11 protein-coding genes are annotated in these 14388 nt (G+C 64.6%); 6 read left to right on the top strand and 5 right to left on the bottom strand.

The window, feature by feature from the left end; all coding sequences use genetic code 11:
* Positions 1-146: 146 nt before the first annotated feature.
* A complete protein-coding gene (locus CR105_RS24930) occupies positions 147-1910 on the bottom strand; it encodes a M14 family metallopeptidase (RefSeq protein WP_099793304.1) in 1764 nt (587 codons plus the stop codon).
* A gap of 131 nt (positions 1911-2041) precedes the next feature.
* Here CR105_RS24930 and CR105_RS24925 point away from each other — a divergent pair, with 131 nt between their 5' ends.
* Complete coding sequence (locus CR105_RS24925; protein WP_099793302.1) at positions 2042-2437, top strand: MAPEG family protein; 396 nt, start codon at positions 2042-2044, stop codon at positions 2435-2437.
* Positions 2438-2738: 301 nt separating this feature from the next.
* A complete protein-coding gene (locus CR105_RS24920) occupies positions 2739-3182 on the top strand; it encodes a nuclear transport factor 2 family protein (RefSeq protein ID WP_099793300.1) in 444 nt (147 codons plus the stop codon).
* Between the two features lie 54 nt (positions 3183-3236).
* Here the strand turns inward: CR105_RS24920 and CR105_RS24915 are convergent, their stop codons facing one another.
* A complete protein-coding gene (locus CR105_RS24915) occupies positions 3237-4790 on the bottom strand; it encodes a dienelactone hydrolase family protein (protein ID WP_099793298.1) in 1554 nt (517 codons plus the stop codon).
* Between the two features lie 139 nt (positions 4791-4929).
* Between CR105_RS24915 and CR105_RS24910 the strand changes: the two genes are divergently transcribed.
* A complete protein-coding gene (locus CR105_RS24910) occupies positions 4930-5655 on the top strand; it encodes an autoinducer binding domain-containing protein (protein ID WP_099793296.1) in 726 nt (241 codons plus the stop codon).
* Between the two features lie 301 nt (positions 5656-5956).
* Here the strand turns inward: CR105_RS24910 and CR105_RS24905 are convergent, their stop codons facing one another.
* Positions 5957-9514: an indolepyruvate ferredoxin oxidoreductase family protein gene (locus CR105_RS24905; protein ID WP_099793294.1), complete on the bottom strand. Its 3558-nt coding sequence runs from the start codon at positions 9512-9514 to the stop codon at positions 5957-5959.
* Between the two features lie 39 nt (positions 9515-9553).
* Positions 9554-10678, bottom strand: coding sequence for a 4-hydroxyphenylpyruvate dioxygenase (gene hppD, locus CR105_RS24900; RefSeq protein WP_099793292.1), 1125 nt, complete (start codon positions 10676-10678; stop codon positions 9554-9556).
* Between the two features lie 128 nt (positions 10679-10806).
* Here hppD and CR105_RS24895 point away from each other — a divergent pair, with 128 nt between their 5' ends.
* Both CR105_RS24895 and CR105_RS24890 read left to right on the top strand, forming a co-directional pair.
* The gene (locus CR105_RS24895; protein WP_099793290.1) at positions 10807-11313 is read left to right on the top strand and encodes an Lrp/AsnC family transcriptional regulator; all 507 of its coding nucleotides are present in this window, start codon (positions 10807-10809) and stop codon (positions 11311-11313) included.
* Positions 11314-11404: 91 nt separating this feature from the next.
* Positions 11405-12034 carry a LysE family translocator gene (locus CR105_RS24890; RefSeq protein ID WP_099793288.1) on the top strand — a complete coding sequence of 210 codons (630 nt, stop codon included), beginning with the start codon at positions 11405-11407 and terminating at the stop codon, positions 12032-12034.
* Positions 12035-12036: 2 nt separating this feature from the next.
* On the opposite strand, the gene CR105_RS24885 is transcribed toward CR105_RS24890, so the two are convergent.
* Positions 12037-12963 (bottom strand): LysR family transcriptional regulator, encoded by a 927-nt coding sequence (locus CR105_RS24885; protein ID WP_099793286.1) that lies wholly within the window; start codon positions 12961-12963, stop codon positions 12037-12039.
* Positions 12964-13071: 108 nt separating this feature from the next.
* Between CR105_RS24885 and CR105_RS24880 the strand changes: the two genes are divergently transcribed.
* On the top strand, positions 13072-14337 hold the full coding sequence (locus CR105_RS24880) for an SGNH/GDSL hydrolase family protein (protein ID WP_099793284.1): 1266 nt from the start codon (positions 13072-13074) through the stop codon (positions 14335-14337).
* Positions 14338-14388 lie beyond the last annotated feature (51 nt).

Genomic DNA, 14388 nt, shown 5'->3' with positions numbered 1-14388 from the left:
CCATAGCCGCGAGGCAACTGTCAATTTATACGTATGTTGTTGCATGCCTTGTATGTATATTGTCACGTATGTACAACAAATAGCGCTTTTTGGGCCGAAAAACGCACCGGAACGGCCCGGACAGTGGACCGGCACGGTGCAACGCGTCAGCGCGGCGCGACGTTGGTGCGCATGACCGGATACAGGTTGTAGCGCTCGTCCCACGAGGCGTGGCGGCGGGCGAAGAACTCCAGGCGCGCGCGGGCGTTGTTGGCGAACGCCGGATCGCTGTCGACCTGTTGGCGGAACTGCGCCGCCAGCGCCGGATCGGCCGCCATCTGTTCGCGCGCCACGTCCTCGGCGACGTACTCCTCCATGTACTCCTTGCGCTCGAAGGCGTTGTTGAACGCGCCCCAAGCCAGCAGCGAATCGGGCGCCTGCGGCTCGAGCATCGCCATCACCAGCCGCGCCTTCGGCTGCGCCACCGGCACGAACAGGTCGCCCGTGGCCAGCGTGCGCGGCTCGGCGCGCCAGGCGCCCAGCACCGTCAGGCGCTGGCGCGATTCGAACGAGCCGGGCGTAAAGGTCGTCTTATCGGCACGGAAGGTCTCGACGTCGGCCTTGCCGTCGCTGGCGCCGATGGTGCGAAAAGTGACCGCGTGCTGCTGCAGCTTGGCCGCCACCATCTTCGCGAACGCGGCAGGCACGATGTAGCCGGCGCCGGGCGCGTTGACGACCAGGTCCGGCAGCACTTCGTCGCGCAGCGGCACGGTCCACAGCTGCGGGCGGGTTTCGTCGTAGCGCGTCATCAGGATGCCCGACACGTCGGACGGCGTGCGCGTGTATGCATAACCCTTGAAGTCGACCATGCGGACCTTGTCGGTCGTCTTCCAGGTCAGCGGCACCGGCGCGCCGGCGATCTGCATGGCGCGCGCATCGGCGTCGAGCGCGGCCTTGCGCCACTGGGCGCCGTTGGCGGCCACCTGCGCCAGCACCGACACCACCGTGTTGCGGGTGATGCGCACGCGGGTCGGGTAATCCTTCCACGCATGGGTCTCGACCAGCACCGCCAGGCGGTTACGCAGCTGGAAGTAGCCGGTCGAAAAACGCGGGTCGGACACGCCGTCGACAAAGCCGGACTGCGGGTTGTCGGTGTCGGCGAACGACATGTAGTAGGCCTGCGGCATCGAGCCCTGTTTGGTGATGTCGTCGATGACGTTGGTGCGCAGCGCCAGGCCGACCTGGCGGAACTGGCTGTCGCCCGAATACACCGGCTCGACCTGGATCGATATGTCGTGCTCGAACTTGGCGCCGTTGGTCACGTGCAGGTCGACGTAGGCCAGCGGATCCCACGCGTTCACCAGCGCCAGCATGGCCTGCATCTCGGGGGCGTCGGCCTTGACATAATCGCGGTTCAGGTTGAAGTTCTGCGCGGTGGTGCGCCAGCCCATCGCCACCGGGCCGCGCTGATTGGGGCGGTTGTTCGGCGTGAAGCGCTCGTGGCCGTCGGCGTTGAACACCGGGACGAACAGCAGCACCTGCTTGTCGAGCGCACCCGGCGCGGCGCGGTTCTCCAGCACTTCGCGCAGCGCCAGGAAGCCGGCGTCCTTGCCGTCGATCTCGCCGGCGTGGATGCCGCCCTGGATCAGCACCACCGGCAGGCCGCGCCGCTGGGCCGCCTGCGCCGTCATGGCGCCGGTGCGGGTGACCACCAGCGCCTTCATCGGCCGCCCTTCCGGCGTGACGCCGAAGTCGATGCAGCGCACCTGCTTCGGATACGCCTGCTGGAACGCCGCGCACAGCTTGATCACTTCGTCGTAGCGGCCGGTGCTGGTGAAACCGGAACGCTCCGAGACGGTGGTGAGGTCGGGTGCGGCGTGGGACAGCGGAACGGCGGCGAACAGGGCGAGCAGCAGCGCAGAACGAATCATCGGTAAGACTCCGGCGAAAAAGGATGGAAGGCCAGGCCTGGTGGGCTTGGCGACCGGAAATTATAGTCGGGATTGTGTGCGTCGATTTGCTATCCTCACGCTTGATCAATAACCCGACAACAAGGAACACAATGACAATCGAACTGACCATCCTCGGCTGGACGCTGGTGCTGGCAATGGTGCATATCGCCCTGGCGGGGACGTTTCGCACGATCGAGACCGGCCTGTGGCGCAACGTCAGCGCGCGCGACGGCGACGGGCCGCCCGTCGGCAAGGTCACGGCGCGCCTTCAGCGGGCCCAGGCAAACCTGTTCGAGACCTTGCCGCTGTTCGCCGCCGCCGTGCTGATCGCCCACGTCGCCGGGCACCACAGCGAACAAACCGTGCTCGGCTGCCAGCTGTTCCTCGCCGCGCGCGTGCTGTATCTGCCGCTGTACGCCGCCGGCGTGCCGGTCGTGCGCACGCTGGTGTGGACTGTCTCGATCGTCGGCATGGTGATGCTGTTCAAGGTCATTCTCGCCGGCTGAGCCGTGAGCCTGCCCCCCCGCCACCCCAAGTTCTAGAATCGGTGTCAGACCCAGGTGCTACAAGTTTTGGGCGAGTCCTCATGCCAGGGCGCATGTCGCTACTCCCCTGCGCATCGGCAGTTCTACAACCGGGGGCTGACCCAGGGTCAGACCCTGGGTCAGCCCCCGGTTCTCGAAGTTCTTGAGAGTTCCTCCACACCATTGAAAAACGCGCCGTTGCACCTAATATGAAGCATGCAACGCACTGTCCTTCGCCGCAGTCTTACCCCGAGGCAGTTCGTTGCGTTTCAAGGAGATAGTCATGAACACCCAACAAAACAAACAGCTGATCATGCAGTGCTACCAGCTGTATAAGGACAAGAATGTCAAGGGCCTGCTCAACCTCTTCCGCGACGATATCGAGTGGATCGCCAACGATTCCGACGACATACCGTTCGCCGGCAGCTTTCACGGCAAGGATCAGGTAGCGCAGTTTTTTAGCAAGCTCGAGCAGGCGCAGGACGTCATCAAGTTCGAGCCGCAGGACTTCATTGCCGAAGGCGATAAAGTGGTCGCCACCGGCATTTCAAGCTGGCACGTTAAGTCGACCGGGCTGACATACGACAGTCCGTGGACGCACATCTTCACCGTCCGCGATGGCAAAGTGGCGCGGCTGCAGCAATACAACCACACCGCAGCGGCCGAGGCTGCTTACAGGCCGATGCGAGAGGCGGGCGTAGCACGAGGCGCGCCGATGCAGCACTGATTGGCTAGCACGACCGGATGGCGTCCGCGCGCAAGCCATCCGGTTCGCCGATCCTTATTGCGCGGCTTCGAGCCGTTTGACATGGCGCGCCACCGTGGCATTGTCCGGTTCCAGTTCAAACGCACGGCGGTAGTATTCAAGCGCGCGCTGCTTGTCGCCGCCAGACTCGCTGGCGTCGCCCAGGCTGTCGAACAGCGCCGCGCTGTCCGGGTAAATCGCCACGCCTAGCTTGAAGATCTCGACCGCTTCGTTGCGCCGGCCGGCCCGCACCAGCGCGCCGCCCCAGTCGTCCATGCCACGCTCGCTCACTTCGAACTTCGGATCCTGCTGCTTCATCTTGCGGTACAGCGGCAGCGCATGCTGGTAGCCCTGCTGGTTCAGCTCCAGCGCAAGCATCTCGAAGCGCGGCGCCTTGCCTGTCGCGGGTCGCTGCTCGATCGTCATCAGGTTGCGCGGCGCGCCATTGGCGCTGGCCGGCTTTTGCAGGAACGCGCGCGCCGGCGCGTTCTCCTTCAGATAGGCGTCGAGGAACTGATGGACGTAGCGCACGGTCCATTCGTAGGCGGTCAGCGCCTCCCGCCGCGTGTATGGCTGCGCTGGATCGGGCGCCGACAAGCGTTGGCTCCAGGACGAAAAATCGCGGTGGATCATCGGCTGCATCGACGCCACGTAGACGTCCGAATACTTCATGCTGTTGATGAAGCTGTATGCGAGGCTCATGTCGGGCGAACTGGCCAGCTGCTCGACCGACTTCGGCCGCGCGCCGATGAACAGGAACGGCACCGCAACCCGCGCCGGCGTCACGTAGGCCAGCGCCTCGGCGCCGCCATCGATGAATTTCGGATATGAGCGCACCGAGCCGTCCAGGCTCACCACGGCGCCGATGCGGTCATCGCTGGCGGCGGCGGCGACATTGATGAGGCCACCCCAGCTGAAACCGACCACGCCGATGCGGCTGGTATCGGCCTGCGGCAGCGTGTGCGCCGTCGAAATCAGGAAGCGGACATCGGCGGCGCCGGTTTCGAGCCCCTCGCGGTCGGTGTTCATCGCGCGGGTGCGGGTACCCATGTCGGCGCTGGAGATGACGACATAACCCTGGCTTGCCAGGAACTCGCACATTTCCACGTTCTCATGGGCCGGCGCGCTGCGGCTCGGTGCGTACACCACCACCGGAAACTTGCCCGCCGCCGGCTTGGCATCGCGGGTGGCCCACATCACCTGGCGCAACTCGCGCTGCAGCACCTCCTTGTCCATTCGCTTCGAGCGCGCCTCGATCCAGGCGCTGGTGCGCAGCTCGATTTCCTGCGGCGTGATCGCCAGATCTTCTTCGGTCGCCATCGTCCGGACATAGTCGAGATAGGTCACTGCCTTGCCGCCCTGGCGCGCCGGGTACCAGACCAGCGCCTGAACCGGCCTGGCGCGTTCGCCACTGTTGGCGCGTCCGGTCAGCACGTCAAAACGGGTGCGGTATACGCGCGAATGATCATATTGTTGCAGCACGCGCAGGCCGACCGAGTAGGGGCCAACATTCAGGTCGAACTGGAAGTAGGTGTCGGCATGCGCTGACGTCGAGATGAACAGGGCGGCAATCAAAACAATCGGGCGCATGGGAAAACTCCAACAGGTAAATGAGGAATTCGGGCCCGATGGCGGCCCGAGATGTTGCCGCAGTGTATGGCATCTGTTAGTGTATGCACACTGCTAGAAATGACAGCCGGCGGCAGTTGACAGCAATAACGGAGCGCAAATGTTGCATCACCAGATCGTCGATTGGCAGGAGTCCACCTCAGCGTCGTTCGCCGCGGCGAAAACGCAAGCGGAATTTCTCGATGTCTTGAAGAACGCCGCGCTCGACGTCGGGTTTGAGTACTGCGCGCTGGGCTTGCTGTTTCCGCTGCCGTTTACGAAGCCGCAGATGTTCATGATGAACAACTACTCGGCCGCCTGGCGCCAGCGCTATGTCGACGGCGACTACCTGCGCGTGGACCCCACCGTCGCGCACGCCAGGACGTCGAGCAAGCCGGTGATCTGGTCGGACTCGGTGTTTGCAACGGCGCCGGCCATGTGGGACGACGCGCGCGATCACAAGCTGCACGTCGGCTGGGCGCAACCGACCCACGACAAGAAAGGGGTCGCAGGACTGTTCACGCTGGCCAGGGGGGGCGGGCCGATCAGCGCCGGAGAACTGCGCGGCAACGTGATCCGGATGACGTGGCTGGCGCAGGCGGCGCACGAGGTGCTGGCGCAGCTGGTCGATTCACGGCCGAACGCGGCGCCGCAGGTGGACCTGACGGAGCGCGAGCGCGAAGTATTGCGCTGGACCGCGGACGGCAAGACGTCCGGCGAAATCGGCGACATCCTCAACGTTGCCGAGCGCACGGTGAACTTCCACGTCAACAACGCGATGGCGAAGCTGGGCACGTCGAACAAGACGGCGACGGTGCTGCGCGCGGCGATGCTGCGGCTGCTCTGACTCCGAAACGCTGGTGTCAGGTCTGACATTCGGACATTCACACAGCCAAATGTCCGAATGTCACGGACCACCGTCGGGCTCGACCACCGTCGGAGTCCGACCACCACCGCCGGGGTCAGTGCCGGCAATCGTACACGAGCTCATGCGTATGGCGCGAAATCCGGCCAGAAAACATGAGGTATAGATGAGGCCGTGTGCGATTGCCGGCACTGACCCCGGGGGGGGGGGTAGAACTTACCGCGCAAAAAAACTGGATGGCGTCCTTGCGGAGGCCATCCAGTTTGCCGTCACCGCGCTGCTATCAGGCGGCGTGGCTCGCGCCGCCAACCGGCGCATCGAACGCGGCCAGCAGCGCCGCTTCCTTCGCCTTGGCGGCGCGCAGGTGGCGCTCCTTCACGTGGCCATAGCCGCGGATGTCTTCAGGGATGCTGGCAATGGCCACCGCCGACAACAGGTTGTCGGCGGTGAGTTTCGCCAGCAGCGCGCCAACGGTCTGGCGGTACTCGCCGATCAGCGCGCGCTCCATGCGCCGCTCGGCCGTGTAGCCGAAGACGTCGAGCGCGCCGCCGCGCAAGCCCTTCAGCTTGGCGAGCAGGCCGAACGCCTTCATCATCCACGGGCCGAACTCCTGCTTGATCAGGTGGCCTTCCTTGTTGTGCTTGGCCAGCAGCGGCGGCGCCAGATGGAACTTGAGCTTGATGTCGCCTTCGAACATGGCGGCGATCTTCTCCTTGAAGGCGCCGTCGGTGTACAGGCGCGCGACTTCGTACTCGTCCTTGTATGCCATCAGCTTGTAGAAGTAGCGCGCGACCGCTTCGGCCAAACGCGTGCCCTTGCCCAGCTTCGCTTCGGCAGCGCGCACCTGGTCGACGAAAGCGAGGTACTGCTGCGCGTAGGCGGTATCCTGGTACGCGGTCAGCAGTTCGACGCGGCGCTTGACGACGTCGTCGAGCGTTTGCGTGCGCTTGAATTCGATGACCTTGGCCGGCGTCGTCATCTTCACCAGCGAGGGCAGGTCGTGCGCGGCGGTGCGGCCCCACGTGAACGCGGTCTTGTTGAACTGGACCGACACGCCATTGAGTTCGATCGCCTTCATGATCGACGTTTCAGCCAGCGGCACATGGCCCTTCTGCCACGCGAAACCGAGCATGAACATGTTGGTGGCAATGGCGTCGCCCATCAGCGCGGTGGCGATCTTGCCGGCGTCGACGAAATCGACGCGGCCTTCGCCGCACGCGCGCACGATCTCGGACTGCGAGGTCGCGCCCGGGAACTGCCAGTCTGGATTCTTGACGAAAGCGGCGGTCGACGAACCGGTCGAATTGATGGCGGCGAAGGTGCGCCCCTCGCCCATGCGCGACAGCGCATCGCGGCTGGCGGTGACGATCAGGTCGCAACCGACCACCAGGTCGGCGCTGCCGGTGCCCACGCGCGTCGAGTGCAGGTCGGCCTGGTTGTCGGCCAGGCGCACGTGCGACATCACCGGGCCGCCCTTCTGGGCCAGTCCGCTCATGTCGAGCACGATGGCGCCCTTGCCTTCGACGTGCGCCGCCATCGCCAGAATCTGGCCGACGGTGACGACACCGGTGCCGCCGATACCGGTGATCAGGATGCCGTACGGCTGCGCGGTCGACGGCAGGCTTGGCGCCGGCAGCATCGGTGGCGCGGCATCGCCGGCGGCAGCCTTCTTCGGCTTTTTCAGCGCGCCGCCTTCGACCGTGACGAAGCTCGGGCAAAAGCCGGTGACGCACGAGAAGTCCTTGTTGCAGGACGACTGGTTGATCTGGCGCTTGCGACCGAGTTCGGTCTCGAGCGGCTCGACCGACAGGCAGTTCGATTGCACCGAGCAGTCGCCGCAGCCTTCGCAGACGGCTTCGTTGATGACGGCGCGCTTGGCCGGATCCGGGTACTCGTTGCGCTTGCGGCGGCGGCGCTTCTCGGACGCGCAAGTCTGGTCGTAGATCATCGCGGAGACGCCCGGGCACTCGCGCAGTTCGCGCTGCACGTCCATCAGTTCGCTGCGGTGGCGCACGGTGACGCCTTCGGCCCACTTGTAGTCGGACGGGTACTTGTCCGGTTCGTCGGTGACGACGATGATCGGGCCGACGCCTTCGGCGGCGATCTGGCGGCTGATCATGCCCGGGTCGAGCGGACCGTCGAATTGCTGGCCGCCAGTCATGGCGACGGCGTCGTTGAACAGAATTTTGTAAGTGATGTTGACCTTGGCCGACACCGCCGCGCGGATCGCCAAAATCCCCGAGTGGAAGTAGGTGCCGTCACCGAGGTTGGTGAAGACGTGCTTCTCGTTGGTGAACGGCGCCTGGCCGACCCAGGTCACGCCTTCGGCGCCCATGTGGGTGAAGGTCGACGTTTCGCGGTCCATCCACAGCACCATGTAGTGGCAGCCGATGCCAGCCAGCGCGCGCGAGCCTTCCGGCACCTTGGTCGACGAATTGTGCGGGCAGCCGGAGCAGAAGTACGGCGTGCGGTCGGTATCCGGGTTCGGTTTGCTGCTGACGTTTTTCAGCACCAGCTCTTTCGCTTCGAGGAAGGCGATGCGTTCCTTGACGCGCTGCTCGACCGGATGGCCGGCGCAGTAGTGCGAGATGCGGCTGGCGATCGCGCGCGCGATCAAGGCCGGGTTCAATTCGTAGGTGGCCGGCAGCAGCCAGGCGCCGTGGCCGGCGCCGTCCTTGTTGGACCATTCGCCGGTGTCGTCGAACTTGCCGACCACGCGCGGACGTTGGCCGTCGGGCAGGTTGTAGAGCTCTTCCTTGAGCGCGTACTCGAGGATCTGGCGCTTCTCTTCGACCACCAGGATTTCGTCGAGGCCCTTGGCGAATTCGTGCACGCCTTCGGATTCGAGCGGCCAGGTCATGCCGATCTTGTAGAGGCGAATGCCGATGTCGGCGGCGGCCTGCTCGTCGATGCCGAGGTCGGCCAGCGCCTGGCGCGTGTCGAGGTAGGATTTGCCGGCGGTGATGATGCCGATCTTCGGCTTCGGGCTGTCCCAGATGATCTTGTTGAGCTTATTGGCGCGCGCGTACGCCAGCGCGGCGTACCACTTGAAGTTGTTCATCCGGACTTCCTGGTCCAGGATGGTGTCCGGCCAGCGGATGTTCAAGCCGCCTTCGGGCAGCGCGAAGTCGGTCGGCACGACGATCTTGACGCGGTCCGGGTCGAAGTCGACCACGGCGCCGGACTCGATGATGTCGGTGACGCACTTCATCGAAACCCACAGGCCGGTGTAGCGGCTCATGGCCCAGGCGTGCAGGCCGTAGTCGATGTATTCCTGCACCGACGCCGGATACAGCACCGGGATGCCGCAGGCGTTGAGGATGTGGTCCGACTGGTGCGCGGTGGACGAGGACTTGGCGGCGTGGTCGTCGCCGGCCAGCACCAGCACGCCGCCGAACTTGGCGCTGCCGGCGTTGTTGGCGTGCTTGAAGACGTCGCCGCAGCGGTCAACGCCGGGCCCTTTGCCGTACCACATCGAGAACACGCCTTGGTACTTGGCGTCCTTGAACAGGTTGGTCTGCTGCGTGCCCCACACGGCGGTCGCGGCCAGGTCCTCGTTCATCCCGGGATGGAACTTGACGTGGTGCTCGTCGAGGTACTTCTTGGCTTTGACCGCCGTCATGTCGACCGAGGTGACGGGCGAGCCGCGGTAGCCGGTGATATAGCCGGCGGTATTGAGGCCGGCTTTGATGTCGCGCTCGCGCTGCATCATCGGCAGGCGGATCAGCGCCTGGGTGCCGGTCATGAAGGCGCGGCCGCGCTCGAGCGTCCATTTGTCGTTCAGCGAAATCTCGTGCGCCGGTTGCGGCTCTAGCTGCGATCGGTCCAGTGGTGCATTCATCAGGTGTCTCCGTCTTCTATACTGTTTGACTCGTTATGCTTACGCCGGTTCAGGTTTTACCTGGAGGACGCCGCGCTTAATCTGATCGAGTTCGATCGACTCGAACAGCGCACGGAAATTGCCTTCGCCGAAACCCTGGTCGCCCTTGCGCTGGATGATCTCGAAGAAGATCGGGCCGATCACGTTCTGGGTGAAGATCTGCAGCAGCAGTTCGCGCTCGGTGTCGCTGCTGTGGCCATCGACGAGGATGCGCAGGCGCTTGAGTTCATCGAGGTTTTCGCCGTGGTGCGGCAGGCGGCGGTCGACCAGCTCGTAGTAGGTCTCGATGGTGTCCTGGAAGACGATGCCGGTGTCGCGCATGCGCTGGATCGATTTGTAGATGTCGTCGCTGCCAAGCGCAATGTGCTGGATGCCTTCGCCGTGGTACTGGTCGAGGTATTCGGCGATCTGCGACTTGTCGTCGGAGGACTCGTTGATCGGGATGCGGATCTTCCCGCACGGCGACGTCATCGCCTTCGATTTCAGGCCGGTGTGCTTGCCGGCGATGTCGAAGTAGCGGATCTCGCGGAAGTTGAACAGGTTCTCGTAAAAGGTCGCCCATTCCTTCATGCGGCCGCGGTGGACGTTGTGGGTCAGGTGGTCGATGTAGGTCAGGCCGTTGCCGACCGGGTTGGCCTGCGCGCCCGGGATGGCGACGAAGTCGACGTCGTAGATGCTGATGTCGCCGATCGAGCCGGCCGGCGCGCCCTTGGCGGCGTTCTTGCCGCGCCAGCGGTCGACGAAGTACAGCAGCGAATCGCCGACCCCCTTGATGGCCGGGATGTTGAGCTCCATCGGGCCGTTCTTGTTGTCGAAGCCCCAGGCGCCCAGTTCGAGCGCGCGGCGGTAGGCAAAGGCGGCGTCGTCGACGCGGATGGCGATGGCGCACACGGACGGGCCGTGCTGGCGGGCGAAGCGCTGGGCGAACGAATCCGGCTCGGCGTTGATGAGGAAGTTGATCTCGCCCTGGCGGTACAGGGTGACGTCCTTGTGGCGGTGGCGCGCGATGGCGGTGAAACCCATCTGTTCGAACAGTGCGCCCATCGCGCGCGGATCCGGCGCCGCGTACTCGACGAACTCGAATCCGTCGGTCCCCATCGGGTTGTCCCAGGGCTGGAATTGCATGGCTTGTCTCCGTGATTTTTGTAGCCGCCAGTATAGTCCGGACCCCCGGGCATTAAATTTCAAACACTGCCCCCACGCCCCTCCCCTGCGCAATAAAATTGCGTAGAATGGCGCGATTCGGAGGGAATATGTCAAAAATTGAGCTCGATAAAACAGATCGCAAAATTCTGGCGATTTTGCAGGCGGACGGACGGGCCTCGAACCAGGACGTCGCCGACCAGGTCAGCCTGTCGCCGTCGCCATGCCTGCGGCGCATCAAGCGGCTGGAAGAAGCCGGCGTGATCCGCCAGTACGTGGCGCTGCTCGACCCTGGCCAGATCGGCCTCGGGCTGCTGGCGTATGTGAACGTGCGGCTCGAAAAGCACAACGACGGCGCCAACGCGGCCGGCGCCAAGCGCACGTCGAGTTCGCCGCACGCCGACTTCGCCACCTCGGTCGAGGCGTGGCCGGAGGTGGTGGCGTGCTACGCGATGACCGGCGAGATGGACTACCTGCTGCGCGTGCACGTCGAGGACATGGAGCATTTCTCGCGCTTCATGATGAAGACGCTGCTGATCCATCCGTCGGTGGCGGATGTGAAGTCGAGCTTTGCGCTGCAGCGGATCAAGGATACGACGGCGCTGCCGCTGATGTGAGGGGCAGAAACGTGTCGGGAAATTGAGTGCGCCGGCACGGTTTGCGGATTCCCGGTACGCTGATGGCTTTCCGCCTGACAATTAGAAAACCATGAGCTTCGCCATCTGGCTTTCCTTTCTGAGTATTTCGCTGATCACCGCCTTCAGTCCCGGCCCGGCGATCTTGCTGGCCATGTCCAACGCGAGCCAGGGCGCCGGCAAGGCGATGCTCAGTTCGACGGGGAATGCGCTCGGTATATTTCTCGTGTCAGGTGCGGCGATGATTGGCCTGGGCGCCTCGCTGCGGACATCGCTGCTGCTGTTTACTGTACTTAAAATTGCCGGCGCCCTGTACCTGATTTACCTCGGCGTCAAGCAGTGGCGGGGCGCCGGCAAGGCAGCGCCGACGACGAGCCAGCAACCGGCGCGGCCCACAGCAAGCGCCAGGCAGCTGTTTCGCGAAGGACTGCTGGTCGCGTTGACCAATCCAAAAAGCATTATCTTTTTCACGGCGCTGTTCCCACAATTTATCCAGACGAACGCACCGATCGTGCCGCAGTTCTTCGTGCTGACGTTCACGTTCGTCGGATGCTCATTGCTGTCCCACGCGACGTTCGTCTTCATTGCGCGTCGCGCCAGCGCGCGCCTCACCGCCGGAAAAAAGCTGCGTGCGCTTCAGCGGGCTTCGGGCGCGCTATTCATGTCGCTGGGCGTGGCGCTGCTGGCCGTCAAACGAAGCTGACGTCAGGCCGGCGTTGACGGAGCGTCTGTGCCGCCAAAGCAGTCCAGTGCGCGCAAGGCGCCGGCGACGTAATCGATGAACAACCGCGCCCGCAGCGGTTGATAGCGGCGCGAAGGACTGAGCAGGTCGAGTTCCTGCGGCACGCCGCACCAGTCGGGAAGCACGCGCACCAAGGCGCCGCCGGCGACGAGATCTTGCACCAGCCACGCGGGGCAAAGGCCGATGCCATCTGCGGCGAGCAGCGCTTCGCGGATCGACAAGGCATTGTTGACGCGGAATCGGCCGTGCGTCTCCACCACCACCGTGCGTGCGCCATTGTGCAGCTCGACCCGGTCACCCCCAGTCAGCCACGCGAAGCGCACATAGTCGTGCTGGGCGACGTCTTGCGGCGCCCGCAGCGGCGCATGGCGCGCCAGGTAGGAAGGCGCCGCGACCAGATGACGCGGCGACACCGCAATATGGCGCGCGACGGCGTCTTGCGGCAGCGCCCCGCCCAGGCGCAACGCGACATCGACACCCTCTTCCACCAGGTCGACCATGCGGTCATCGAAGATCAGCTCAAGTTGCACGTCTGGATAGAGACGCAGGAAATCGCGGCAGAGCGGCGCGAGCAGCAACTGGCCGATCGCGAGCGGCGCGTTCACGCGTAACAGCCCCACCGGACGTTCGTTCAGGCCTTGCGCTTCAGCGACCGCATCGTCGAATTCTTCCAGCACCTGGCGCGCGCGCTGGTAGAAACGCGCACCCTGCATAGTCGGGGCAAGGCTCGTGGTGCTGCGGTCGAGAAGGCGCACGCCCAGCTTTTTTTCCAGCGCACTGACCGACTTGCTGACGGTCGGCTGCGTGACGCCAAGCTCGCGGGCGACGGCAGTCAGGCTTCGCAGTTCCACCGCGCGGATGAAAATCCGCATGTCTTGCAGCGTATCCATCGGTCCCCCATTCCATATCGGAATGAAGTATATGCCACTTAGCGATCTTCCCCGACTCTCTGGAATGACCTACCGTGAACGTCTCTTCACTTTAATGGTATCGAAGTCATGCAAATTCTATTTCCGGCAATCGGTGCACTCGCCCTTGCCTGCGCCGCATGTCCAGCCGCCGCCACCACCAACAACTGGGTGACATCATGGATGGCCAGCCCGCAGCCAGCCTGGCAGAGCGGCTTCGTGCTGCCGCTTAACGTTCCGCGCACGCTGGACAGCGTCTCGATCAGGGAAGTGGTTCAGTTGAGCAGTGGCGGCGAATCGCTACGGCTGGTGTTTTCGAACCGCTACGGCAGCGCGCCGCTGATGATTGGCGAAGTGCGGGTCGCGCTGGCGCTGCGGGAAGCGGAAACGGTCGGCGGCACCGATCGGGCGGTCACATTCGGCGGCAAGCGCTCGGTCACCATCGCGCCGGGCGCGAACGGCATCAGCGACCCGCTGCGAATGTCAGCCCAGCCGCTGGCGCGGCTGGCGGTCTCCAGCTATTTTCCGCAGCCGACGAGCGTGTCGAGTTTTCACTGGGGCGATCAACAGACTGCCTACGCGATGAAAGGCAATGCGACGGGCGCCTCGACGCTGCCGAAGGCGGACCGGGTGAAGGGCCGCCTGTTCCTCAACGCCGTGCTGGTCGATGCGGCGGCCGGCGCGCGCACTGTGGTGGCGCTCGGCGATTCGACCACCGACGGCAACGGCTCGACGCCCGACCGCAACCGGCGCTGGCCTGACCACCTGGCGCAGCGCCTCGCCGGCGCCGGCGTGGCGGTTGCCAATGCCGGCATTTCGGGCGCGCGCCTGCTTGACGACATGATGGGCGTGAACGCGCTGGCGCGCTTCGAACATGATGTGCTGGCGCAGCCGGGCATTTACACCGTCGTGGTCTACATCGGCATCAACGATATCGGCTGGCCGGGCAGTCCGTTCGCACCCTCCGCGGCACCGGTGGGCGCCGAACAGCTCATCGCCGGCTATCGCCAACTGATCGCCGCAGCCCGGGTGCGCGGGGTCCGTATTGTCGGCGCCACCATGACGCCATTTGCGGGCGCGCTGCAGGGCACTGCCCTGGAGGGTCACTACAGCCCGGCGAAGGATGCAGTGCGGCGCAAGGTCAACGATTGGATCCGCACCAGCGGCGAATTCGATGCCGTCGCAGATTTTGACAAAGTGCTGCGCGATCCGCGCGATCCGGCACGCCTGCTCGCGGCGTACGACTCGGGAGACCACCTGCACCCGGGTGATGCGGGATATGCGGCTATTGCGCAGTCGCTCGATGACGCCACGCTGTTTGGAACGGCGCCGCGGGCCAGCAAGGGACGTCGATGACGACGGGGTCAAACCCTGGCGGCACACAGGTCATCACCCAGGTCACCCAGG

The organism is Massilia eurypsychrophila (assembly GCF_002760655.1).
In the GTDB taxonomy this organism is placed as follows: domain Bacteria; phylum Pseudomonadota; class Gammaproteobacteria; order Burkholderiales; family Burkholderiaceae_D; genus JAFCUW01.
The sequence above is the reverse complement of the archived record's forward strand: the minus strand, read 5'-3'. Positions and strand labels throughout refer to the sequence as shown.